Genomic DNA, 23,046 nt, shown 5'->3' with positions numbered 1-23,046 from the left:
TCAAGACCCTGCCCCTCGTCTTCGACGAGCCACGCGGCCGCAAGAAGCCGCCGCGCCACCTCGCCGACCTCGACGAAGCCGGCCGCAAGGACCTGCTGACCGAGATGGGGCTGCCCGGCTTCCGCGCCACGCCGCTCTCCCACCACTACTTCGGGCGCCTCGCCGACGATCCCGCCGAGATGACGGACCTGCCGGCCGGGCAGCGCGACGAGCTCGTCAGTGCCCTGCTCCCGCACCTCATGACACCGCTGCGCACGCTCGAGGCCGACAAGGGCACGACCCGCAAGACGCTCTGGAAGCTCTTCGACGGCGCCCTCGTCGAGTCCGTGCTGATGCGCTACCCCGACCGCGCGACCGTGTGCGTCTCCAGCCAGGCCGGTTGCGGCATGGCCTGCCCGTTCTGCGCCACCGGCCAGGGCGGTCTCCAGCGCAACATGTCCACGGCCGAGATCGTCGAGCAGGTCGTCGCCGGCGCCCGGTCGATGGCCCGGGGCGAGGTCGCCGGCGGACCGGGACGCGTGTCCAACGTGGTGTTCATGGGCATGGGCGAGCCGCTCGCCAACTACAAGGCCGTGATCGGGGCCGTACGCCGCCTCGTGGACCCCAGCCCCGCGGGCCTGGGCATGAGCGCCCGCGGCATCACCGTGTCGACCGTCGGCCTGGTGCCGCGCATCAGGCAGCTCACCGACGAGGGAATCCCGGTGACGCTGGCGCTGAGCCTGCACGCGCCCGACGACGAGCTCCGCAACGAGCTGGTGCCGATCAACACCCGCTTCTCGGTCGCCGAGACCGTGGAGTCGGCGTGGGACTACGCCGCCAAGACCAAGCGCCGCGTGTCGATCGAGTACGCCATGATGCGCGGGATCAACGACCAGGCCTGGCGTGCCGACCTCCTCGGCGACGTCCTCAACTCGTACGGCGACTGGGGCTGGGTGCACGTCAACCTCATCCCGCTCAACCCCACTCCGGGCTCCAAGTGGACGGCCAGCGACCCCAAGGACGAGCGCGAGTTCGTGCGCCGGCTCGAGGCCAAGGGCATCTCCACCACGGTCCGCGACACCCGCGGCCGGGAGATCGACGGCGCCTGCGGGCAGCTCGCCGCGTCCGAGTAGGACCGGCGTCAGCGCACTCGGTCCGGCTTGCGCCGGACGGCAGGGACAGCCACTGTCATCGCTGTCCTGACCAACTCCGTCGCGTGGTCGGGGTCGACGCTGAGTCGCCGGGGCCATCCCCGAGGCAAAGGTGGGGGTCGGACCAGGGCCGATCCCGATGGTGAAGACGCTGCGCCGGGCGCAGGCTGTTCCTACCAGCCGATCGATCCAGAGGACACACCATGAACGACATCCGCACCACCCTGGCCCAGCAGGGCCTCATCCGCTCGGGAGAGGACGGGATCCTGGGTGGTGTCTGCGCCGGCCTGGGCCGTCGGTTCGGCCTGACGCCGTGGATCTCCCGCTTGGTCTTCGTGCTGCTGCTCATGGTCGTGCCCGGCAGCCAGCTGCTCATCTACCCGGTGCTGTGGATCCTCATGCCGACCGAGGAGCAGGCCGCCGCCGCTCCCGGGTCCTCGGTTCCGTCCCCGACCGCCTGAGCCTCACCGCCATGGAGATTACTCTGAGCAGGAGCGCGTACGCCGGTCAGCTCGAGGCCCGCGCTCGTGAAGCGCAGTGCTGCGAGTCCTTCGCGCGCTGCGCGGACTGCCGGGCGAAGCGCGACGAGATCCGCGCTGCGCGACGGGATGCGCTCATCCACTGCGTGTCCCTCAATCGGCCGCGGCGACTGCGCTGACCTCAGCGGTTCCTGCCCCGGGCTGCCACGACCCAGCGGTCCACGACGATGTCGTCCTCGACGACGGCGACCTCGTCGAGGAGGTTCATGGTGAGGCACACGTGGTTCGGTATCAGCCGGATCTGCTCGCCGAGGGCGGGCATGCGCCCTTCGTCCGGCCACCGGACGGTGGCGTGGTGCTCGGACAGAGCTGTGACCCGTGCGCCCTGGGCCTCGAGGACCCGCCCGTAGCCCGTGGTCCAAGCCGGCCGGTCGCTGCCCAGCACCTTGCTGCCCGCGTTCGCGATGAGCTCCCGCGATTCCACCCGCTGACTCACGACAGTGGTTGCGACCGACAGGGCGATGTCGTCCCAGCCGCAGCGTCCCAGCTCGAACTGCTGGGCGTCACCCAGCGCGTACACACCTGGGCGGACCTCGGTGACGTGGTCGGGTGAGCTGAACGCGACGGACGGACTCGACCCACCACTCGCGTGGCGGATGTCGTGGCCCGCGGCCCTCAACCGCGCCGCCACCGAGGACAGCGCCTCTCCTTCTTGCCTCGCAGCGTCCTTCGCCTGGCCCGGCAGGTAGCCGTGCCCGGGGAAGGTGAAGACCCCTGTCAGCCCCAGGCCGGTGCCGTCAGCGATCCGGTCCTCCTCGACCGAGCCGGGACGGACCCCGCTGCGGTGGTGGCCCGAGTCGACCTCCACCCACGCCTCGATGCGCGACGCCGAGGCACCCAGGTGCTGGGCGAGGTTGGCGGCGCCCTCCGGTGAGTCCACGCCGACGGTGATCGTGGCCCGCTCGACCAGCGCTTGCAGCCTGCGCCCGATCTCAGAGGTGGCCCAGAGGGGGTAGGCGATCAGGACGTCCGTCGCGCCGTCGGCGACGAAGACCTCCGCCTCACCGACCGTGGCCACCGTCAGGCCCACGGCACCCGCAGCAAGCTGTGACCGGGCGATCTCCAGCACCTTGTGGGTCTTCACGTGCGGCCGCAGTCCGATGCCGGCACTGGCGGTCGCGTCTGCCATCCGGGCGATGTTGGCATCGAGTCGCGCCCGGTGGATCAGGACCTCGGGCGTTGCGACGTCCACGGACATGGCCTGAGTGTGCCGTACGGTGGCCCGTTGCGTGATCCGAGATGCGCCGGCGTCATGGAGCCAGCACCGCAACGGCCTCGTCGACCGAGTCGACGAGGTGGACGTGCGGCTCCATGGCGCGACCGGCGGCCAGCGAGGAGAGCAGGGGCCACGCCGGCACCGTCCCTGTCCAGTGCTCGACACCGACGAGCACCATCGGCGCGACTGACGACTCGTCCGCGTAGTAGTTCTCGCAGGCGTCCTGGAAGATCTCCTGCACCGTCCCGCCGGCGCCGGGAAGGAACACGATCCCCGCATTGCAGACCTCGAGCAGGACCGCCTCCCGGGTGGCGTTGCGGACATACTGCGCGATGGCCGTCGCGAACGGGTTGGGCGGCTCGTGCCCGTAGTGCCACGTCGGGATACCGAGCGAGTCGACGCCGGGGGAGTGCTCCTCGATCACCGCGAACGCGGCGGCGGCGCAGGCGCCGATGTCGGGGTTGAACGAGGGGACCTCGGCCAGCGAGGTGAGCGCAGCCTCGAGGGCGGTCTCCGGCTCCGCCGACAGGAACGCCCCGAGGTCGGCCGCCTCCATCGCCCCGGGCCCGCCACCGGTGGCCACCGTGAGGCCGCGCTCGGCCAGCAGTCGGCCGAGACGGGCCGCCTCGGCATAGCCGTCCGAGCCCCGCTGGAGCGCGTGCCCGCCCATCACCCCGACGAGCGACCGGCCGCTGTCCACGCCTGGAGTGCCAGATCGATCGAGTGGTCGTGCAGGGCCTGCGCCAGCGCGTCGTCCTGGTCCCGCGCTCGTTGCGACCACGCGTAGGCGCGGGCGTCGACGGAGTCGGAGTAGTGGGGCACGTCGAAGAGATGGCAGGGCGAGTACAGCGTCGTGCGGTATGGCTCGACCGGCACGCCGTCGAGCCGGGGCAGGACGACGGCTCCGCGGCGGCGTACGGCCTCCTCGTCACCCGGGGCGAAGGTGCAGGCCTGGAAGAGGGACTCCGAAACCTGGACGCCGGCCAACGCCGGACCACGCTCGCGCAGGTCGAGGCCCGTCACCCGCCAGCCGGACAGGGACCGCGCCCCGGCCGCGAGGCGCTGGTCCAGGTCGGCCAGCGAGGTGAGGTCGACGACGCGTCCATGCTGCACGCGCCGACTCTAGAACGCGCGCGCACGACTCAGAAGGCGTGCGCCATCAGCTCGGAGAAGAACTCCTGCTCATCCACCTCGAGGCCGCGAGCACGGAACCAGGAGCACATGTTGGTGCAGTCACGGAGCAGGAAGTCCATGCCGTGCGGGTTGCCGACGAGGTCGACGATCTGCGGGAGGTCGATGATGACCAGCCGTTCGCCCGCGGCGAGGACGTTGTACGGCGACAGGTCGCCGTGCACCACGCCTGCCTGCACCATCGTCGTCAACGCGTCGCCGACCCGCTCGAAGTAGTGCTCCAGCAGGTCCGGCGCCGGCCTGGTCTGCGCGAGTCGTGGCGCCGTCTCGACCTGCCCGTCGACGAGCTGGGTGATCCACTCCATCACGATCTCGGTGCCCTCCATCTGCACCGGGTAGGGCACCGGCAGACCCAGCTCGTACAAGCGTTTGAGGGCTCCCCACTCGGAGGCCGCCCACTCACCGGAGGCCACCACCTTGCCCCAGGTTGACTTCCGCTTGAGGGCGCGCACGTCACGCGAGCGCTTCATGGAGCGTCCCTCGGTGTAGCTGGCGGCGCGGTGGAACGTGCGGTGGTCGGTGTCACGGTAGCGCTTGGCGGCCATGACGACGCCCCGGTCGGGTTCGAGCGGATCAGCCCGCTCGATCAGGAAGACGTCGGCCTCCTTGCCCGTCTTCTGGATGCCGAGCTCGGTGTCGATGGCGCCCTGGGACGTCACGACCCAGTCGGGGCGCGGCTCTGGGCCGCGCATGAGTGGCTCGACATCGAACCAGGTGGACCAGCGCTGGTGGGGCGCGAGGTCCTCGTCGTAGGCGTGGAAGCCGATGACGAAGGTGGGCTCGAGCTCGTCAGACGAGCCCGGGGTGCTGCGAGAAGGCGTGCGGTGTGACAAGGGTGCTCCAGTGGTGGGAGGGACGGACTGCGGACAGGCCGAAGACATCGGTCGTCATGTCACGACTCCTCTCATCTGGGCACCGGCACCGGGCGTGCGGCTGGGTCCATGGTGCGACCACTCGCGGCCCCGGCGCAATCCACTTGTCGTCGCGATATGTTCGGCGGGTGATCTCACGACGACGACTTCGCCGTACGGCGGCCGCGGCCCTCCTCCTGCCACTGGTGATCGGCGGCGGATACGCCGTCGCCGTCGAGGACCGCGCCGCTCCCATCGCCGGGTCCAGCGGCATCGGTGACCCCTACTGGCCGCTCGACGGCAACGGCGGCATCGACGTTGCGGCGTACAAGATCAAGAACCGCTACAACCTCAGGACGTACCAGCTGCGTGGCTCGACCAGGATCGACCTGACGGCCACGGTGGAGCTGAAGCGCTTCAACCTCGACTTCCTCCTGCCGGTGAAAAAGGTGAAGGTCGACGGCGTGAAGGCGCGGTTCAACCAGCGGAAGAAGCACGAGCTGGTGGTCTCCCCGGTGGCGACGCTCGCCGCGGGGTCGAGCCACACCGTCAAGGTCTTCTACGCCGGCAACCCCAAGGGCAAGGGTTATGCGGGGGAGAAGAACTGGCTCGCGGACCGCCGCGAAGTGGTCGCGATGAACCAGCCGCACATGGCGCCGTGGTGGTTCCCGGTCAACGACCACCCCATCGACAAGGCGACCTTCGACATCAGCACCACCGTGGCCAAGGGCCGCGAGGTGGTCGCCAACGGCAAGCTGGTGAGCAAGAAGCGCACGAAGCGCGGGACGACCTGGCGCTGGCGTGCGGACGAGCCGATGGCGCCGTACCTCGCGTTCTTCGCTGCCGGCGACTTCACCATCAAGCGGGGCACCGACAACGGCCTGCCGTGGGTCAACGCCGTGTCCCAGCAGCTCTCGCCGGGCGACCAGCGGGCGTCGATGAAGCTGCTCGACCGCACGCCCGGGGTGGTCGAGGCCCTCTCCGCAGACCTCGGTGACTACCCGTTCTCGGTCACCGGCGGTCTCACGACCGGCCTCCCGGTCTACTTCGCGCTGGAGAACCAGACCCGGCCCACCTACCCCGCCGTGGGCAGCCGCGCGACCAGCCTGATCGTGCACGAGATCTCGCACCAGTGGTTCGGCGACGACGTCGCGGTCGCTCGCTGGCGCGACATCTGGCTCAACGAGGGCGCCGCCACCTTCATGGAATGGCGCTACGCCGAGCAGCACGGCGGGCAGCCGGCCGCCGAGACGCTGCGCGAGCGCTACCGAGGACTCCCCGCCTCCGACCGTTTCTGGGAGCTCTCCATCGCCGACCCCGGCGCGGCGCACATCTTCGACGAGGAGATCTACGTCCGCGGCGGCATGACGATGCAGGCCCTGCGCAACCGCATCGGCGACGAGAAGTTCTGGACGCTCATCCGCACCTGGCTGGACCGGAAGAGCGGTGGCAACGGCAGCTCGGAGGAGTTCGAGGCGCTGGCCGCGGAGATCAGCGGTCAGAACCTGACCGACTTCTTCACGGCGTGGCTGCGCACCGGGTCCAAGCCGGCAGAGACGGCTCCCAACGGGTTGGGCTGAGGCTGAGCGTCAGTGCAGGACCCGGTTGAGCACCCTGGCAACGAGGCTGGGGCGTCGGGTCAGTCGCTCCTCCGCGTCCGCCGCCACCGCGGCGCGCAGGCCGAGGTTCACCCCGGTCCAGCGAAGGGGTTCGGGTTCCCAGCTCCGTGACCGGTGACCGACCCAGGGCAGCCCGGTCAGTGCGGTCTCGCGGGCCAGGATGAGGTCGGTGAGGGTGCGGCCGGCGAGGTTGGCGGTGCTGACGCCGTCACCGACATAGCCACCCGCCCACGCGAGTCCGCTGGCGCGGTCCAGCTCGACGGAGGCGCACCAGTCGCGGGCGATGCCCAGGGCTCCTCCCCAGCGGTGGGTGATCTCGACGTCGTGCAGCGACGGGAAGAGGTCGACGACCGCCGCCCTCAGGTGCTCGAAGACCGCCGCCTGACCGCCGAAGTCGGTGAGGATCTTCGAGCCGTAGCGGTACGGCGCTCCACGGCCGCCGAAGACCAGTCGGTCGTCCGCGGTGCGCTGGCCGTAGACGATGAGGTGTCGGTGGTCGGTGAAGGTCTCGCGTCGGCGCAACCCGATCTCGTCCCACTGAGCAGCGGGCAGGGGTGCGGTTGCCACGACGAGCGAGTGCACTGGTGCCAAGGTCCGGCGGTGCCCGGCGAGCGACGACGTGTAGCCCTCGGTCGCTCGCACCACGATGTCGGCGCGGACCGTGCCACGTTCGGTGTGCACCGTGTGTGGCGCGATCGCCCGCACCCGGGTCAGCTCGTGGATCGTGACCCCATGGCGCTCGGCGGCGTCCGCCAGGCCACGGACCAGCTTCGCCGGGTGCACGACGGCGCAGTCGGGGGTGTACGTCGCACCGAGGGTGCCCCTGGCCCGGAGGAGGGAGTCGGTCGCTGCTCGGTCCAGCAGCGCCAGCTCGTCCTCCCCGCGGTCCCAGGTGCGCGCGTCGGCCACGTCTGCCTGCGCGCGCGCCCATTGCGCCTCCGTGCGCGCGAGGTCGATCGTGCCGCCCTTGGTGATGTCGGCATCGATGCCCTCGCGAGCGGCGGCGTCGACGACCTCGTCCACGCTCGCGCGCATCGCCTGGTGCTGCGCCAGCGCCGCCTCGCGGCCCGCGAGTCCGGCCAGGGTGGCCATGGAGGCCGGGAAGAGGGCCGAGCACCAGCCGCCGTTGCGGCCCGATGCGCCGTACCCCGCGACCTCGGCGTCCACGACCACGATGCGGAGGCCGGGGTCCGCCGCCGCGAGGTAGTGGGCCGTCCAGAGTCCTGTGTAGCCCGCCCCGACGATGGCGACGTCGGCCGTGGCGTCGCCGGGAAGCGCTGCTCGGGGCGCCCAGTCCGTGCCGGACGTCTCGTGCCAGAGCGACAACCGTTCGTAGCGGCTCAGCGCACACCCCATGAGTAGGTCTGCTTGCGCAGCTCGAGATACATGAAGGTCTCGGTTGAGGTGACGCCCTCGATGGTGCGGACCTTCTCCGAGATCAGGTCGAGCAGGTCGGCATCGTTCTCGCACACCGCCTCGACGAGGATGTCGTAGGAGCCGGCCGTGATGACGACGTAGTCGATGGCGTCGATCTTCGCCAGCTGGTCTGCGACCGGGCCCAGCGCGCCGTTGACACACACGCCGATCATCGCCTGTCGGGCGAAGCCGAGCTGCATGGGATCGGTGACGGCCACGACCTGGATGACGCCGTTGTCGGTGAGGCGCTGCACCCGCTGTCGCACGGCCGCCTCGGAGAGCCCCACGACCTTGCCGATCGCGGCGTAGGACCGCCGGCCGTCCTGCTGCAGCTGTTCGATGATGGCCTTGGAGACGTCGTCGAGGGGGGCGACTCTATCGGACTGGCTGGCTCGGGTGTTCACTCTCGGCATGGTGTCAGTGCTGGCGATGTCGTTCAATATGTAGCGCCCAACTACCGGAATTCGTTGCAACCACGTTACGGACCAACGGAATCCCTTGTGAGCGCTCGGCTGGCATGGCACGATCCGGCATGCACGCACCGCACTGCGAGGAGGACTGGCATGGTCAAGGGTCGGCACGACAGGCACGGGGACACGGCGCTGGACCGGCTGGCTCGCGAGGTGGCGCGGGGGATGTACGGCCAAGGCGGCCCGAGCTTCTCCCGGCGGGGGCTGCTGCGTACCGCCGGAGTCGGCACCATGGCCCTCTCCTCGGGGGGATTGCTGGCGGCCTGCGGCACCTCCGGCACCAAGCAGTCCGCCGAGGAGTGCGTCAGCAAGGACCTCAGCACGACCGAGAAGAAGCTCACCTGGTCCAACTGGCCGCTGTACATCGACGAGAAGGGCAAGAGCCTGCCCACGCTCGAGGCCTTCGAGTCCCAGACCGGCATCGACGTCACCTACAACACCGACGTCAACGACAACAGCCAGTTCTTCGCCAAGGTGCGCAACCAGCTCGGCGCGTGCGAGCCCACCGAACGCGACATCGTCGTCCTCACTGACTGGATGGCCGCGCGGATGATCGGTTTGGGGTGGATCCAGGAGCTCGACATGAAGGCGATGCCCAACGTCGAGGCGAACCTCGTGGACACGCTGCGCGAACCCGAGTGGGACCCGGGTCGCAAGTACTCCGTGCCGTGGCAGAGCGGCCTGACCGGCATCGCCTACAACTCGAAGTTCACCGGCGAGGTGTCGAGCTTCGAGGAGCTGGTCACCCGCGCGGACCTGAAGGGAAAGATCAGCATGCTCACCGAGATGGGCGACACCATGGGCTTCATGCTCAAGCTCACCGGAGCCGACCCGTCGGACTTCTCCGACGACGAGTGGGGCGCGGCGCTGGCTCGCCTCGAGGAGATCGTCGCGTCCGGACAGGTCCGGCGCTTCACCGGCAACGACTACACCGGAGCGCTCAACAAGGGCGACATCGTCGCGTGCGAGGCCTGGTCGGGCGACGTCATCGCCATGCAGTACGACAACCCGGACATCAAGTTCGTGACGCCTGAAGAAGGCCTGGCCCTGTGGAGCGACAACATGATGGTGCCCAACAAGGCCGACCACCTGGGGAATGCCCAGGAGCTGATCAACTACTACTACGACCCCGAGGTCGCCGCCAAGGTGTCCGCCTGGGTCAACTACATCTGCCCGGTCCAGGGCACTGAAGACGCGATGGCCGAGGTGGACGAGTCGCTCGTGGGAAACCCGCTGATCTTCCCGACCTCGACCGACCTTGAGACGACCTTCGCCTTCAAGAACCTCGACAGCAAGGTGCGCGAGGGGTACGAGAAGGAGTTCAACCAGGTGATCGGCGCCTGATGTCCCTGCCCGATGCGCCCGCAGACGACCTCGTGCTCGAGGGCCTGACCAAGAAGTTCGGGACGTTCGTCGCCGTCGACGACCTCGACCTCACCGTGCCGCAGGGCGCGTTCTTCGCGTTGCTGGGCCCGTCGGGCTGTGGGAAGACCACCACCCTGAGGATGGTGGCCGGTCTCGAGGACGCGACCTCGGGGACGATCCGATTGGGGTCCGACGACATCACCCATCGCAAGCCCTACCGACGCCCGGTCAACACGGTGTTCCAGAGCTATGCGCTCTTCCCCCACCTGACGATCTTCGAGAACGTCGCCTTCGGGTTGCGTCGCCAGGGACGCAAGGACGTCAAGGGCGCCGTCGACGACATGCTGGAGCTGGTGGAGCTGGGGGAGTACGCCGGCCGAAAGCCGGCCCAGCTCTCCGGTGGTCAGCAGCAGCGCGTGGCCCTGGCCAGGGCCCTCATCAACCGCCCGCAGGTCCTGCTGCTCGACGAGCCGCTGGGCGCTCTGGACCTCAAGCTTCGCCGCCAGATGCAGATCGAGCTCAAGCGCATCCAGGTCGAGGTCGGGATCACCTTCGTGCACGTCACGCACGACCAGGAGGAGGCCATGACCATGGCCGACACCGTGGCCGTCATGAACGCCGGGGTGATCGAGCAGATGGGGAGCCCCATCGAGCTCTACGAGCACCCCAACACCACCTTCGTCGCCAACTTCCTCGGTCAGTCCAACCTCATCTGCGGCACCGTCGTCGCGACCAGCGGGGCGCGCGTCCACGTGGAGGTCGAGGGCGCCAAGGTCCAGGCTCCTCCCGGCGTCTCGGGCACGGAGTCCGGCGAGGTGTGGGTGGGGGTCAGGCCGGAGAAGCTCAACCTGTCCGAGGCGGGCTCGGAGCCCGATGGCGGCTCCAACGTCCTGAGGGACGGACGCGTCACGGACGTAAGCTTCATCGGCGTCAGCACCCAGTACATCGCCCGGATGCCGTGGGGCCAGGAGCTGATGGTCTTCGAGCAGAACACCGGCGCACGGAGCCCCTACCGGGTGGGTGACGCGGTCGACCTCCACTGGTCGCCCGACCACACGTTCCTGCTCGACCCCGCGCAGGACGTGACTGCCGGGGTGGAGCGCGAGGACGCCCTGTGAGCGCTGCCTCCCTCCTGTCGACCACGCCGGTGGCGTCCGCGTCCAAGCGAGGTGCCTCGCGCACGGCATACATCCTGCTCCTGCTGCCCCTGCTGTGGCTGTTCGTCTTCTTCGTCATCCCGCTGGTGAGCCTCGTGAGCACCTCGCTCTACGACCCGGCGGGGTCGCTGGAGACCGGCTACGCGATGACGGGCCACGTGCAGAACTACGTCAGCGTGTTGGCCGACTACCGATCGCACATCCTGCGATCCTTCGCGTACGCCGCCGCGGCCACCATCGCCTGCATCGTGCTCGGCTACCCGCTCGCCTACGCCATCGCCTTCAAGGCCGGTCGGTGGAAGAACCTCATGCTCGTGGCGGTGATCGCGCCGTTCTTCACCTCCTTCCTGATCCGCACCCTGTCCTGGCAGATGCTGCTGGGTGACCAGGCCTGGTTCGCCGATGCCCTCCGCTTCGTGCACATCCTCGGGCCGGACGGGCACCTGCTGGCCACGCCGTTCGCGGTGGTGACCGGACTGACGTACAACTTCCTGCCCTTCATGGTGCTGCCCCTCTACACCTCGCTCGAGAAGGTGGACCCCAGGCTGATGGAAGCCGGATCCGACCTGTATGCCTCGCCGATCACGACGTTCGCGAAGGTCACCCTGCCGTTGTCCATGCCCGGGCTCGTGGCGGGCACCCTGCTCACCTTCATTCCGGCTGCCGGTGACTACATCAACGCCGAGCTCCTGGGCAATCCCCGCACCCAGATGATCGGCAACGTGATCCAGAACCTCTTCGAGGGCGGCTCCTACCCCGAGGCCGCAGCGCTCTCGGTGACGCTGATGGCGGTCATCGTGGTGATGGTGCTGGTCTACATCCGCCGTGCCGGCACCGAGGAGCTGTTGTGACGCGCGCCGGGAAGTGGGTCGCGGACCACCTCGTCCTCGGAGCCGGGCTGATGGTGCTGCTCTACCTGCTCACCCCGATCTTCGTCGTGGTGCTCATGAGCTTCAACGACCCCGCCTCGCGGATCGGCTACTCCTTCGACGGGTTCACACTGGACAACTGGCGCCAACCCTGCCTGCCCAACGGTCTGTGCGAGTCCGTGGTCCTCTCGGTGGAGATCGCCATGATGGCCACGTTCTTCGCGACCATCCTGGGCACGCTGATGGCCTTCGCGCTCGTGCGGCACCGCTTTCGGGGGCGCTCCGGCGTCAACGTCATGACCTTCTTGCCGATGGCATCGCCGGAGATCGTCATGGGGTCCTCGCTGCTCGCCCTGTTCGTCTCGTCCGGCTTGGCGGGCGCACTGGGCTTCTGGACGATCCTGGTGGCCCACATCCTGTTCTGCCTGAGCTTCGTCGTCGTCACGGTCAAGGCCCGGCTCGCCGGCCTCGACCCGCGTCTGGAGCAGGCCGCCATGGACCTCTACGCCAACGAGACCCAGACGTTCCGGAAGGTGACCTTCCCCCTCGTCTTCCCCGGGATCCTGGCTGCGGCGCTGTTGAGCTTCTCGCTGTCGTTCGACGACTTCATCATCACCAACCTCAACGCCGGCCAAGAAGTCACCTTCCCGATGTACGTCTGGGGCGCGGCCCAACGGGGGATCCCGCCGCAGATCAACGTCGTCGGCACCGCGATGTTCTTCCTGGCGCTGGCGCTCGTCGTTGCCGGCGAGGTGCGCGCGCGCCGCGCCTCCCGGGTCTGAGGACCGGCGCCGGTCGGACGAAGCCAACGTTTGCCTGTCAGGAGACGCGAGCACGCCGCGGGTGGGCTCGGCGTAGTTCAGTGCGAGTCTGCGTTGCTAGCGTCACATCGGCGACGTACTCCCATTTGGCTACCCCGCACGGCGGACCTCGGACGCGGCTCGAGCCCTGTCTGAGGCAGGGCTCGAGCGGAGGGTACGCCTCGGTGTTCGGTCACCCGGCGTCCCGGGCGCGTGCTGAGGCGGTACGCCTCAGAGCATCGACCAGGCCTTGTCCAGGACCACCCGCAGGATCTGCTCGATCTCGTCGAAGTGGGTCTGGTCGCAGATGAGCGGAGGCGCGAGCTGGACCACCGGGTCGCCCCGGTCGTCCGCGCGGCAGTAGAGGCCCTCGTCGTACAACGCCTTGGAGAGGTAGCCGCGGAGCAGCTTCTCCGCCTCATCGCCCTCGAAGGTCTCCTTCGTGGTCTTGTCCTTGACCAGCTCGATGCCGTAGAAGTAGCCGTCGCCGCGCACGTCGCCCACGATGGGCAGGTCCTTGAGGCGTTCGAGCGTCGTGCGGAAGGCGTCCTCGTTGGCGAGCACGTGCTCGAAGACCTTCTCGTTCTCGAAGATGTCGAGGTTGGCCATCGCCACTGCGGTCGAGACCGGGTGCCCGCCGAAGGTGTAGCCGTTGGCGAAGGACGCGTGGCCCTTGAGGAAGGGCTCCATCAGCCGGTCGGAGGCGATCATCGCGCCGAGTGGCGCGTAGCCCGAGGTGATCCCCTTGGCGCAGGTGATCATGTCCGGCTGGTAGTCGTAGCGCTCGGCGCCGAAGTAGTGCCCGAGCCGGCCGAAGGCGCAGATGACCTCGTCGGAGACGAGCAGCACGTCGTAGGTGTCACAGATCTCGCGCACCCGCTGGAAGTAGCCGGGGGGCGGCGGGAAGCAGCCGCCGGCGTTCTGGACCGGCTCGAGGAACACGGCGGCCACGGTCTCCGGACCCTCGTCCTCGATGGCCACGGCGATCTGGTCGGCGGCCCAGCGGCCGAAGGCCTCGGGGTCGCTGCCGTCGAGGAACCCGCCGGTGATCTCGGAGGCGCGGTAGGAGTTGGTGTTGGGCACCCGGAAGGTGGACGGCACCAGCGGCTCGAAGACGGCCTTGAGACCAGGCAATCCGGTGATGGACAGCGCTCCCTGGGTGGTGCCGTGGTAGGCGATCGACCGGCTGATGACCTTGTGCTTCATCGGCTTGCCGGTCAGCTTGAAGTAGTTCTTCGCCAGCTTCCACGCGGTCTCGACCGACTCGCCGCCGCCACTGCTGAAGAACACCCGGTTGAGGTCACCGGGGGCCTTCTGTGCGACCCGCTCCGCGAGCTGGATCGCGCTGGGGTGGGCGTAGGACCAGAGCGGCATGAACGCCAGCTCCTTGGCCTGCTTCGCCGCGGCCTCGGCCAGCTCGGTCCGGCCATGGCCGAGCTGGCTCACGAACAGCCCGGCCAGGGCGTCGAGGTAGCGACGGCCCTTGGCGTCGTAGATGTAGGCACCCTCGCCCCGCACGATGATCGGCACGTCGTGGTCCTCGAAGGACGAGTGCCGGGTGAAGTGCATCCAGAGGTGATCGCGCGCGGCCTGCTGGAGGTGGTCGTAGTCGCCAGTAGCCATGGGTATCGCGTCCTTGATTGGGAGGTGTGGTGCCTGCCAGTCTGCCCCGTCCGGTGGCGCCTCGGCAAGTGAATCCGTATCGCTGTGCCGGTTCGACAGCCGAAAACATGGCTAGGGTGGGATTCCCATGCGAAATCAGCACTGAAAGGGCCGGGACGTGGTCACTGTCTTCCGCAACGGCAACCTCTTCGACGGGCACGCGCACCGCGCCGGAACGGCGCTCGTCGTCGAGGACGGCCGGATCGCCCGGCTGGTCCCCGAGGCCGAGGTCGGCGAGGTCCCCAGCGATGAGGTCGTCGACCTCGCAGGGGGCCTGCTGGCGCCCGGGTTCGTCGACGCGCACGTGCACGCTGTTCAGGGCGGCCTCGAGCGGATCCGCTGCGACCTGTCCGAAGCTGCGACCCGAGAGGCGTATCTCGCCATCATTGCGGCGTACGCCGCCGCCAACCCCGACGTGCCCTGGATCCTGGGCGGCGGTTGGTCGATGTCCGCCTTTTCCGGCGGCGCTCCCAGGGCTGACGACCTGGACGCCGTGGTGCCGGACCGCCCGGTCTTCCTGCCCAACCGCGACCATCACGGCGCCTGGGTCAACACCCGAGCACTGGAGGTCGCCGGCGTGAGCGTCTCGACACCGGACCCCGCCGACGGACGGTTCGAGCGGGATGCCGACGGCAGCCCGACCGGCACGCTGCACGAGGGCGCCATGGAGCTGGTCGGGGCGTTCGTCCCGGCCACTGACCCGGAGGAGTGCTACCGCGGCCTGCTGGCAGGGCAGGCCCACCTGCACGAGCTCGGGATCACCGGCGGGCAGGACGCGATCCTGGGTGCGTACGCCGGGATGGACGACCCGTCGCACGTCTACCTGCGTGCGGCCCAGCGCGGCGACCTCACGGCCCACGTCGTCGGTGCCCTGTGGTGGGACCGACAACGAGGTGAGGAGCAGGTCGCCGACCTGATGCGGCGACGCGCAGAGCTCACGAGCGGACGGCTGAGCGCTACCTCGGTGAAGATCATGCAGGACGGAGTCGCCGAGAACGGTACGGCCGCCCTGTCCTCGCCGTACCTCGACCGGTGCGGGCACTCGACGGACAATCGCGGTCACAGCTTCGTCGACGCCCGAGCCCTCGGGCGCTACGTCTCCCTCCTCCATCTCGAGGGGTTCCAGGTCCACGTGCACGCCATCGGTGACCGTGGGGTGCGCGAGGCCCTCGACGCGTTCGAGGGCGTCGCCGGGACCACCCCGCGAGCAGGGCACCGCGAGCCGCGCCACCACATCGCCCATGTACAGCTGATCGACCCCGACGACATCTCGAGGTTCGCCGCCCTGGGGGTGGCGGCGAACCTCCAGATGCTCTGGGCCCTCCTCGATCCACAGATGACCGAGCTGACCCTGCCCTTCCTGGGGGCCGAACGCGGCGAGTGGCAGTACCCCTTCGGCGACCTCGACCGGGCTGGGGCCGACCTGGCCGCCGGCAGCGACTGGCCGGTGTCGACACCGGACCCCCTCGCGGCGATCCACGTCGCGGTCAACCGGTGGCAGTACGCCGGAGGCGGCCGGGCCGGGGAGGAGGCGTTCCTGCCGGCCCAGGCCTTGCCGCTCGAACGCGCCTTCGCTGCCTACACCTCGGGGTCGGCTCGACTCAACCACCGCGACGACGCCGGTCGTCTCCGACCGGGCGCGGTGGCCGACCTCGTGGTCCTGGATCGCGACCCCTTCTGCGGCCCGGCTGAGGAGATCGGAGCGACCCGGGTGCGGTCGACGTGGATCGACGGCGAGGTCGTGGCGACGGCATCATCTGCCTGACTGCGAAATCATTGGCTACGACCCCTGATGTGGGGGCATCTGATCTGTTTCGGTAGTTGGTCCCTATCGATTCCGTTGTGAAGTGGCTAGGCTCCTGATTCATCAGCAACGGTCATGCCACAGGGACGGACTTCATGGGACACCAGACATTTCGCAACGTCATCGACGGCGAGGTCGTCGAGTCCAGCAGTGGCGAGACCTATGACGTGATCAACCCGAGCACCGGCGAGGTCTACGCGACGGCCCCGATGTCGGGCGCCCAGGACGTCGACCGGGCGTACGCCGCAGCGCAGGTCGCCTTCGAGTCGTGGGGCCGGACGACCCCGCAGGAACGTTCGCTGGCCCTTCTGCGGATGGCGGACGCGCTGGAGTCGCGCGCCGAGGAGTTCGTCGCGGCCGAGTGTCGCGACACGGGAAAGCCGCTCGGACTCACCGCCAGCGAGGAGATGCCGCCGACGGTGGACCACTTCCGGTTCTTCGCCGGCGCTGCGCGCGTGCTCGAGGGCAAGTCGGCGGGGGAGTACATGGAGGACCACACGTCCTTCGTCCGCCGCGAGCCGATCGGCGTCATCGGCCAAGTGACGCCCTGGAACTACCCGCTGCCGATGATGGTCTGGAAGATCGCCCCCGCCCTCGCGGCCGGCAACACCGTCGTCCTCAAGCCGTCCGACACCACCCCTGCCACCTCCACCATGTTTGCCGAGCTGGCCCAGGAGTTCCTCCCGCCAGGGGTGCTCAACGTGGTCTGCGGTGACCGCGACACCGGCCGCGCGCTCGTGCAGCACCCCACGCCCCAGATGGTCGCGATCACCGGCTCGGTGCGCGCCGGCATGGAGGTCGCCGGCTCTGCCGCGGCGGACCTCAAGCGCGTCCACCTCGAGCTCGGGGGCAAGGCGCCGGTCATCGTGTTCGACGACGCCGACGTCCAGCGGGCCGCCCAGGGCATCGCCGAGGCGGGCTACTTCAACGCGGGCCAGGACTGCACCGCGGCCACCCGGGTGCTGGTCGGGCCGGGCGTCCATGACGACTTCGTCGCTGCCCTGACGGCCCAGGCCAAGGCCACCCGCACCGGCATGCCCGACGACCCGGACATCCTCTACGGCGCGCTCAACAACGCCGACCAGCTCGCGCGGGTCACCGGGATGGTGGACCGCCTTCCCGACCACGCAGTCCTCCAGGCCGGTGGCCGCCGCCAGGGGGCCTCCGGCTACTTCTACGAGCCCACCGTGCTCTCCGGTCTCCAGCAGACCGACGAGCAGGTGCAGGACGAGATCTTCGGGCCGGTCATCACCGTGCAGCGCTTCTCCGACGAGGCGGAGGCGCTGCGGTGGGCCAACGGCGTGAAGTACGGCCTCGCCTCGAGCGTCTGGACCCGCGACCACGGCACTGCCATGCGCATGTCGCGCGGCCTCGACTTCGGTGTCGTGTGGATCAACACCCACATCCCGTATGTTTCCGAGATGCCGCACGGCGGTTTCAAGCAGTCGGGCTATGGCAAGGACCTGTCCATGTACGGACTCGAGGACTACACGCGCGTCAAGCACGTCATGTCCTACATCGGGAAATGATGATGCGCGTCCTGTTGATCGGCGCCGGCGGCGTGGGCAGCGCGTTCGCGGCCATCGCTGCGAGGCGCGACTTCTATGAAGCCATCGTGATCGCCGACTTCGACGAGGCCCGCGCCGTCCGTGCCGCAGAGGACGACCCCCGGTTCGCCTCTGCCCGCGTCGACGCCTCCTCCGCCGAGTCGGTCGCCGCGCTGTGCCGGGCCCACGCCATCACGCACGTCATGAACGCGGTGGACCCGGTCTTCAACATGCCGATCTTCTGCGGGGCGCTCGAGGCCGGTGCGGACTACCTCGACATGGCCATGTCACTGTCCCAACCACACCCGAAGGCGCCGTACTCGAAGACAGGGGTGAAGCTCGGCGACGAGCAGTTCGCAGCCGCGGGGGCCTGGGCGCAGGCCGGTCGCCTGGCCCTGGTCGGGATCGGGGTGGAGCCGGGGCTCTCGGACGTGTTCGCCAGGTACGCAGCCGACCACCTCTTCTCCGAGATCGACGAGCTCGGCACGCGTGACGGGGCCAACCTGCGGGTGACCGACGAGGACGGCCACGAGGTCTTCGCGCCGTCCTTCTCGATGTGGACCACGATCGAGGAGTGCCTCAACCCGCCCATCATCTGGGAGGACGGCGAGTGGCACACCACCCCGCCCTTCAGCGAACCCGAGGTCTTCGAGTTCCCCGACGGCATCGGACCGGTGGAGTGCGTCAACGTAGAGCACGAAGAGGTGCTGCTGATGCCGCGCTGGGTCCACGCCAAGAAGGTCACGTTCAAGTACGGCCTCGGCGACGAGTTCATCAACATCCTCAAGGTGCTGCACACCCTGGGTCTCGACCGCACCGAGAAGGTCCGGGTCAAGGGTGTCGAGGTCAGCCCGCGCGACGTCGTCGCAGCAGTCCTGCCCGACCCCGCGAGCATCGGGCCGCGGATGGTCGGCAAGACGTGCGCCGGGTTGTGGGTGACCGGGAAGGGCAAGGACGGCGAGCCCCGGTCGACGTACCTCTATCACGTGGTGGACAACGAGTGGACGATGCGCGAGTACGGCCACCAGTGCGTGGTGTGGCAGACCGCCATCAACCCCGTGATCGCCCTGGAGCTCCTGGCGACGAAGGTGTGGTCCGGCGACGGCGTGCTCGGTCCGGAAGCCTTCGACGCAGTCCCGTTCCTGCGGTTGCTCGAGGACTACGGCAGCCCGTGGGGACAGCGCGACGACGAGGTTGCGACTGCTCGCTGACGGTTGGGGCCGATGCGACAGGATGGCCTCATGGACGTGACCTGGTTCCGAGCGCCGGCGGACGATGCGGGGATGCTCAACGCCTGCTACAACGCCCTCGACGTCCACGTGATCCATGGTCGGGCCGAGGAGGTCGCGCTCCTCCACGAGCAGCGTCCGATGTCGTTCGCCGGACTGCTGACCGAGGTCGGTGCCTTCGCCGGGGTGCTGCAGGCCTTCGGCGTCGGCGTGGGTGACGAGGTGGTCGTCCTGGACGTGCCGCCGCTCGAGGACACGGTCGCCCAGCTGGCCTGCGCCCGGGTCGGCGCGGTGCACTTCGACGAGCGGTCCCCGACGCCCGCGCTCGTGCTCGCCGGCACCGCCGCGGGCCTCGACGTGGGCCGCGACCTCGGAACGGTCCCGCTCATCACCGTCGACGACACCGGCGAGCTCGGCTGGGAGATGGCCATGCGCGCCGGACGGACCCAGCCCGCCGGCTGTGCAGAGCTCTCGGGCGACGCCCCGCTGCGCGTCGTCGGCGGCACACCCGTGCTGACCGCCCAGCACCTCCTCTCCGTGGCGGCTGGCGAGGTGGTCGACCCTGTCCTGACCCCGCTGATGGCCGGCAGGACGCTGGTGCTGGCGGGACGGTCGTGAGGCGCGACATCGTCATCCTCGGATCGACCGGCTCCATCGGCACCCAGGCGCTGGACCTGATCCGAGCCAACCCCGACCGGTTCCGCGTCGTCGGGCTGACGGCGGGCGGATCGCAGGAGGAGCTGTTCGAGGCCCAGGTGAGCGAGTTCGCTCCCGCCTTCTCCGGGCTCGGGGAGGACGCATCGGCCGAGGCCGCCGCGATGCCCTGCGACGTCGTGCTCAACGGCATCACCGGAGCGGTCGGACTTCGTCCCACCCTGGCGGCCCTGGACGCCGGCAACACCTTGGCCCTGGCCAACAAGGAGTCCCTGGTCATGGGCGGGCCCCTCGTCACGGCCCGAGCGAAGCCCGGGCAGATCGTCCCGGTCGACTCCGAGCACTCGGCCCTGGCCCAATGCCTGCGTGGCGGCGCCGCCACGGAGGTCCGCCGACTGGTACTGACCGCCAGCGGCGGACCCTTCCGCGGTCGCACGCGCGACGAGCTCGCCCACGTCACCCTCGAGCAGGCGCTGCACCACCCGACGTGGTCGATGGGTCCCGTGATCACCATCAACTCCGCGACGCTGGTCAACAAGGGGCTCGAGGTGATCGAGGCCCACCTGCTCTTCGACCTCCCCTTCGACCGGATCGAGGTCGTGGTGCACCCGACGAGCGTGGTCCACTCCATGGTGGAGTTCGTCGACGGCTCGACGCTGGTGCAGGCCAGCCCGCCCACGATGATGATCCCGATCGCCCTCGGTCTGGCCTGGCCCGACCGGGTGCCCGGCGCAGCACCGCCGGTGGACTGGGCGCGGGCCGAGACCTGGGAGTTCTTCCCGCTCGACGCCGAGGCGTTCCCGGCCGTGTCCCTGGCGCGGACCGCCGGACAGCGGGGTGCCACCGCACCGGCGGTCTACAACGCCGCCAATGAGGTGGCGGTGGCGGCGTTCATGGCGGGCAGGCTGCGCTTCGTGGACATCGTTCCCGTGGTTGCCGACGTTGTTGCGCGCCACGACGTACCCTCGAAGGAGCACTTGACGATTGACGACATCCTCGCGGCCGACGCGTGGGCGCGTGATGCCGCCAACATCACGACCGACCGCATGATCGACGCAGCACGCATCGGAGACCAGACGTGACCGCGCTCTACTACACGATCGGCGTTGTCGTCTTCGCGGTCGCCATCATGGCCTCGATCGGCCTGCACGAGTTCGGCCACCTGATCCCGGCGAAGAAGTTCGGCGGCAAGGTCACCCAGTGGTTCGTCGGCTTCGGGCCGACCGTCTGGAGCAAGAAGATCGGCGAGACCGAATACGGCATCAAGGCGATCCCGCTCGGTGGGTACGTCAAGATCGTCGGGATGCTGCCGCCCGGCAAGGGCTCGGACGGCGACGAGACGCGCGTCCGCAAGTCCAACACCGGGATGTTCACGCAGCTGATCAGCGATGCCCGGGCCGCCGAGTGGGAGCACATCGGCCCCGAGGACCGCGACCGCCTGTTCTACAAGCGCGCGTGGTGGCAGAAGGTCGTCGTGATGTCCGGCGGCCCGCTGGTGAACATCGCCATCGCGTTCTTCCTGTTCTGGGGGATCTTCGCCACCGTCGGCCAGGTCGTCGACGCGGAGGTCGATCCCGTCGTCGCCGAGGTGGTTCCCTGCATCGTGCCCGCCGACGAGGACGGTCGTGTCTGCACCGCCGAGGAGCTGCGTGACAACCCGAGCCCCGCCGCCGCAGCGGGCCTCGAGGCGGGGGACCGCTTCGTCTCCTTCAACGGCGAGCCCGTCACCAGCTGGGAGCAGGTCCAGGAGGACATCCGCGCCAACGACGACGGCCGCGCGACCATCGTGGTGGAGCGCGACGGCGAGCAGGTCGTCCTCGAAGCCACCACCTCGGTCCAGCCGCGCCCCCTCGACGCGGGCTCCCTTGAGCTGACCGAGGTGGGTTTCCTCGGTGTGCTCCCGGAGGTGAGGCTGATCTCGGAGACGGGCGGTCCGATCTACACCGTCCAACAAATGGGCAGCATGACCGTCGAGGTCGTGAAGTCGCTCAGTGAGCTGCCGGTGAAGGTGTACGGCGTGGCCAGGGCGATCGTCGGTCTCGAGGAACGCGACCCCAACGGTCCTGTGAGTGTCGTCGGCGGTGGCCGGCTTGCGGGCGAGGTGGCGGCCGAGGAGTCGTTCCTGCTCAAGGACAAGGTGACGACGCTCGTCATGCTGATCGCGGGCTTCAACCTGTTCATCGGGCTCTTCAACTTCATCCCGCTGCTGCCCCTCGACGGCGGTCACATCGCGGGTGCCCTCTACGAGGGGCTGCGCCGTGCCTGGGCCCGGCTGCGCGGGGCTCCTGATCCCGGCTACGTCGACGTCGCGCGGCTGCTGCCGATCGCCTACGTCATGGGCCTGGCCCTGCTGGTGATGGGCGTCGTGCTGATCATCGGCGACATCGTCGTACCCCTGCATCTGACCAGCTGACCCGGACACCCGGAGGGCGCCGGCCCGCCCCGTAGGCTTGCCTCATGACGTCTGTCGGTTTGGGCATGCCCGCACTTCCCCCGCCCGTTCTTGCCCCTCGCCGACAGACCCGGCAGATCAAGGTCGGTTCGGTGGGGGTCGGCAGCGAGAGCCCCATCTCGGTGCAGTCGATGACGACCACCCTGACCTCCGACATCAACGCGACGCTCCAGCAGATCGCCGAGCTCACCGCCACCGGCTGCGACATCGTCCGGGTGGCGTGCCCCAGTCAGGACGACGCCGACGCGCTCCCGGCCATCGCGCAGAAGTCGCAGATCCCGGTGATCGCGGACATCCATTTCCAGCCGAAGTACGTCTACGCCGCCATCGACGCCGGGTGCGCCGCGGTCCGGGTCAACCCGGGCAACATCCGCAAGTTCGATGACCAGGTGCGCGAGATCGCCCGAGCCGCCAAGGACCGCGGGACCTCCATCCGGATCGGCGTCAACGCCGGGTCGCTCGACAAACGGATCATGGACAAGTACGGCAAGGCCACGCCAGAGGCCCTGGTCGAGTCGGCCGTGTGGGAGGCGTCGCTGTTCGAGGAGCACGACTTCCACGACTTCAAGATCTCGGTCAAGCACAACGACCCCGTGGTGATGGTGCGGGCCTACGAGATGCTCGCGGCCGCCGGTGACTGGCCGCTGCACCTCGGTGTCACCGAGGCCGGGCCCGCCTTCCAGGGCACCATCAAGTCCAGCGTGGCCTTCGGTCACCTCCTGAGCCAGGGCATCGGCGACACCATCCGGGTCTCGCTCTCGGCCCCTCCCGTGGAGGAGATCAAGGTCGGTCTCCAGATCCTGGAGTCGCTCAACCTCAAGCCCCGCCGGCTCGAGATCGTCTCCTGCCCCTCGTGCGGGCGGGCCCAGGTCGACGTCTACAAGCTCGCGGAGGAGGTCACTGCCGGCCTGGACGGGTTGGAGGTGCCGTTGCGCGTGGCCGTGATGGGCTGCGTGGTGAACGGTCCCGGCGAGGCCCGGGAGGCCGACCTCGGAGTGGCGTCGGGCAACGGGAAGGGTCAGATCTTCGTCAAGGGCGAGATCATCAAGACCGTCCCCGAGTCACAGATCGTCGA

Annotated in this window: 22 protein-coding genes; 15 read left to right on the top strand and 7 right to left on the bottom strand. The window is 69.2% G+C overall.

Annotation, left to right across the window (positions count from 1 at the left end; translation table 11 throughout):
* Positions 1-8 precede the first annotated feature (8 nt).
* The 3 genes from rlmN (at position 9) to JWN68_RS13560 (ending at position 1,788) form a co-directional block, all read left to right on the top strand.
* Complete coding sequence (gene rlmN, locus JWN68_RS13570) at positions 9-1,112, top strand: 23S rRNA (adenine(2503)-C(2))-methyltransferase RlmN (RefSeq protein ID WP_297739780.1); 1,104 nt, start codon at positions 9-11, stop codon at positions 1,110-1,112.
* A gap of 221 nt (positions 1,113-1,333) precedes the next feature.
* Positions 1,334-1,591 carry a PspC domain-containing protein gene (locus JWN68_RS13565; RefSeq protein ID WP_297739778.1) on the top strand — a complete coding sequence of 86 codons (258 nt, stop codon included), beginning with the start codon at positions 1,334-1,336 and terminating at the stop codon, positions 1,589-1,591.
* 11 nt (positions 1,592-1,602) lie between these two features.
* Positions 1,603-1,788, top strand: a complete 186-nt coding sequence (locus JWN68_RS13560) for a hypothetical protein (RefSeq protein WP_297739777.1) — start codon at positions 1,603-1,605, stop codon at positions 1,786-1,788.
* Positions 1,789-1,790: 2 nt separating this feature from the next.
* Here JWN68_RS13560 and JWN68_RS13555 read toward each other — a convergent pair whose 3' ends face one another.
* The 4 genes from JWN68_RS13555 to JWN68_RS13540 are packed head-to-tail and all read right to left on the bottom strand — an operon-like array spanning position 1,791 to position 4,909.
* Positions 1,791-2,867 carry an alanine racemase gene (locus JWN68_RS13555; RefSeq protein WP_297739775.1) on the bottom strand — a complete coding sequence of 359 codons (1,077 nt, stop codon included), beginning with the start codon at positions 2,865-2,867 and terminating at the stop codon, positions 1,791-1,793.
* A gap of 52 nt (positions 2,868-2,919) precedes the next feature.
* Positions 2,920-3,585, bottom strand: a complete 666-nt coding sequence (locus JWN68_RS13550) for an LOG family protein (RefSeq protein WP_297739773.1) — start codon at positions 3,583-3,585, stop codon at positions 2,920-2,922.
* Positions 3,555-3,998, bottom strand: coding sequence for a hypothetical protein (locus JWN68_RS13545; RefSeq protein WP_297739771.1), 444 nt, complete (start codon positions 3,996-3,998; stop codon positions 3,555-3,557). Before JWN68_RS13545 ends, JWN68_RS13550 begins: the two co-directional genes overlap by 31 nt.
* Positions 3,999-4,027: 29 nt before the next feature.
* Positions 4,028-4,909, bottom strand: a complete 882-nt coding sequence (locus JWN68_RS13540; RefSeq protein WP_297739769.1) for an RIO1 family regulatory kinase/ATPase — start codon at positions 4,907-4,909, stop codon at positions 4,028-4,030.
* A gap of 167 nt (positions 4,910-5,076) precedes the next feature.
* On the opposite strand from JWN68_RS13540, the gene JWN68_RS13535 reads away from it, so the two are divergent.
* The gene (locus tag JWN68_RS13535) at positions 5,077-6,507 is read left to right on the top strand and encodes a M1 family metallopeptidase (RefSeq protein WP_297739767.1); all 1,431 of its coding nucleotides are present in this window, start codon (positions 5,077-5,079) and stop codon (positions 6,505-6,507) included.
* A gap of 9 nt (positions 6,508-6,516) precedes the next feature.
* Here the strand turns inward: JWN68_RS13535 and JWN68_RS13530 are convergent, their stop codons facing one another.
* The gene (locus JWN68_RS13530) at positions 6,517-7,902 is read right to left on the bottom strand and encodes an FAD-binding oxidoreductase (RefSeq protein ID WP_297739765.1); all 1,386 of its coding nucleotides are present in this window, start codon (positions 7,900-7,902) and stop codon (positions 6,517-6,519) included.
* Positions 7,887-8,366, bottom strand: a complete 480-nt coding sequence (locus JWN68_RS13525) for an Lrp/AsnC family transcriptional regulator (protein ID WP_297739763.1) — start codon at positions 8,364-8,366, stop codon at positions 7,887-7,889. Before JWN68_RS13525 ends, JWN68_RS13530 begins: the two co-directional genes overlap by 16 nt.
* 159 nt (positions 8,367-8,525) lie before the next feature.
* Here JWN68_RS13525 and JWN68_RS13520 point away from each other — a divergent pair, with 159 nt between their 5' ends.
* Genes JWN68_RS13520 through JWN68_RS13505 form a run of 4 tightly spaced genes read left to right on the top strand, consistent with a single transcriptional unit; the run spans position 8,526 to position 12,605 of the window.
* The gene (locus JWN68_RS13520; RefSeq protein ID WP_297739761.1) at positions 8,526-9,776 is read left to right on the top strand and encodes a spermidine/putrescine ABC transporter substrate-binding protein; all 1,251 of its coding nucleotides are present in this window, start codon (positions 8,526-8,528) and stop codon (positions 9,774-9,776) included.
* On the top strand, positions 9,776-10,915 hold the full coding sequence (locus JWN68_RS13515; RefSeq protein WP_297739759.1) for an ABC transporter ATP-binding protein: 1,140 nt from the start codon (positions 9,776-9,778) through the stop codon (positions 10,913-10,915). Before JWN68_RS13520 ends, JWN68_RS13515 begins: the two co-directional genes overlap by 1 nt.
* Positions 10,912-11,805: an ABC transporter permease gene (locus tag JWN68_RS13510; protein WP_297739757.1), complete on the top strand. Its 894-nt coding sequence runs from the start codon at positions 10,912-10,914 to the stop codon at positions 11,803-11,805. The genes JWN68_RS13515 and JWN68_RS13510 overlap by 4 nt, the downstream gene beginning before the upstream one ends.
* Positions 11,802-12,605, top strand: coding sequence for an ABC transporter permease (locus tag JWN68_RS13505; protein WP_297739755.1), 804 nt, complete (start codon positions 11,802-11,804; stop codon positions 12,603-12,605). Before JWN68_RS13510 ends, JWN68_RS13505 begins: the two co-directional genes overlap by 4 nt.
* 249 nt (positions 12,606-12,854) lie before the next feature.
* Here JWN68_RS13505 and JWN68_RS13500 read toward each other — a convergent pair whose 3' ends face one another.
* Positions 12,855-14,246 (bottom strand): aspartate aminotransferase family protein, encoded by a 1,392-nt coding sequence (locus JWN68_RS13500; protein WP_297739753.1) that lies wholly within the window; start codon positions 14,244-14,246, stop codon positions 12,855-12,857.
* A gap of 157 nt (positions 14,247-14,403) precedes the next feature.
* Between JWN68_RS13500 and JWN68_RS13495 the strand changes: the two genes are divergently transcribed.
* From JWN68_RS13495 to ispG, 7 genes are all read left to right on the top strand, one after another.
* Entirely contained in the window at positions 14,404-16,050 is a 1,647-nt protein-coding gene (locus JWN68_RS13495) for an amidohydrolase (protein WP_297739751.1), read from the top strand.
* 134 nt (positions 16,051-16,184) lie between these two features.
* Complete coding sequence (locus JWN68_RS13490; protein WP_297739749.1) at positions 16,185-17,618, top strand: gamma-aminobutyraldehyde dehydrogenase; 1,434 nt, start codon at positions 16,185-16,187, stop codon at positions 17,616-17,618.
* Positions 17,615-18,847: a saccharopine dehydrogenase C-terminal domain-containing protein gene (locus JWN68_RS13485; RefSeq protein WP_297739747.1), complete on the top strand. Its 1,233-nt coding sequence runs from the start codon at positions 17,615-17,617 to the stop codon at positions 18,845-18,847. Before JWN68_RS13490 ends, JWN68_RS13485 begins: the two co-directional genes overlap by 4 nt.
* A gap of 30 nt (positions 18,848-18,877) precedes the next feature.
* On the top strand, positions 18,878-19,483 hold the full coding sequence (locus JWN68_RS13480; protein ID WP_297739745.1) for an AMP-binding protein: 606 nt from the start codon (positions 18,878-18,880) through the stop codon (positions 19,481-19,483).
* Positions 19,480-20,601, top strand: a complete 1,122-nt coding sequence (gene dxr, locus JWN68_RS13475) for a 1-deoxy-D-xylulose-5-phosphate reductoisomerase (RefSeq protein ID WP_297739743.1) — start codon at positions 19,480-19,482, stop codon at positions 20,599-20,601. Before JWN68_RS13480 ends, dxr begins: the two co-directional genes overlap by 4 nt.
* On the top strand, positions 20,598-21,932 hold the full coding sequence (locus tag JWN68_RS13470; protein ID WP_297739741.1) for a site-2 protease family protein: 1,335 nt from the start codon (positions 20,598-20,600) through the stop codon (positions 21,930-21,932). The genes dxr and JWN68_RS13470 overlap by 4 nt, the downstream gene beginning before the upstream one ends.
* Before the next feature lie 44 nt (positions 21,933-21,976).
* Positions 21,977-23,046: flavodoxin-dependent (E)-4-hydroxy-3-methylbut-2-enyl-diphosphate synthase (ispG, locus tag JWN68_RS13465; protein ID WP_297739739.1), on the top strand; the 1,070-nt coding region annotated here is incomplete at its 3' end.

It is taken from the genome of Nocardioides sp., assembly GCF_025964975.1.
Classification (GTDB): Bacteria; Actinomycetota; Actinomycetes; order Propionibacteriales; family Nocardioidaceae; genus Nocardioides.
This window is presented reverse-complemented; position numbering and strand designations above follow the sequence as displayed.

Bases quoted from the DNA above. Each gene is read 5' to 3' on its own strand.
- JWN68_RS13565 (WP_297739778.1), top strand. From the start codon at position 1,334: ATGAACGACATCCGCACCACCCTGGCCCAGCAGGGCCTCATCCGCTCG.
- JWN68_RS13560 (WP_297739777.1), top strand. From the start codon at position 1,603: ATGGAGATTACTCTGAGCAGGAGCGCGTACGCCGGTCAGCTCGAGGCC.
- JWN68_RS13500 (WP_297739753.1), bottom strand. From the start codon at position 14,246: ATGGCTACTGGCGACTACGACCACCTCCAGCAGGCCGCGCGCGATCAC.
- JWN68_RS13480 (WP_297739745.1), top strand. From the start codon at position 18,878: ATGGACGTGACCTGGTTCCGAGCGCCGGCGGACGATGCGGGGATGCTC.
- JWN68_RS13490 (WP_297739749.1), top strand. From the start codon at position 16,185: ATGGGACACCAGACATTTCGCAACGTCATCGACGGCGAGGTCGTCGAG.
- JWN68_RS13485 (WP_297739747.1), top strand. From the start codon at position 17,615: ATGATGATGCGCGTCCTGTTGATCGGCGCCGGCGGCGTGGGCAGCGCG.
- JWN68_RS13515 (WP_297739759.1), top strand. From the start codon at position 9,776: ATGTCCCTGCCCGATGCGCCCGCAGACGACCTCGTGCTCGAGGGCCTG.
- JWN68_RS13530 (WP_297739765.1), bottom strand. From the start codon at position 7,902: ATGGGGTGTGCGCTGAGCCGCTACGAACGGTTGTCGCTCTGGCACGAG.
- JWN68_RS13520 (WP_297739761.1), top strand. From the start codon at position 8,526: ATGGTCAAGGGTCGGCACGACAGGCACGGGGACACGGCGCTGGACCGG.
- JWN68_RS13555 (WP_297739775.1), bottom strand. From the start codon at position 2,867: ATGTCCGTGGACGTCGCAACGCCCGAGGTCCTGATCCACCGGGCGCGA.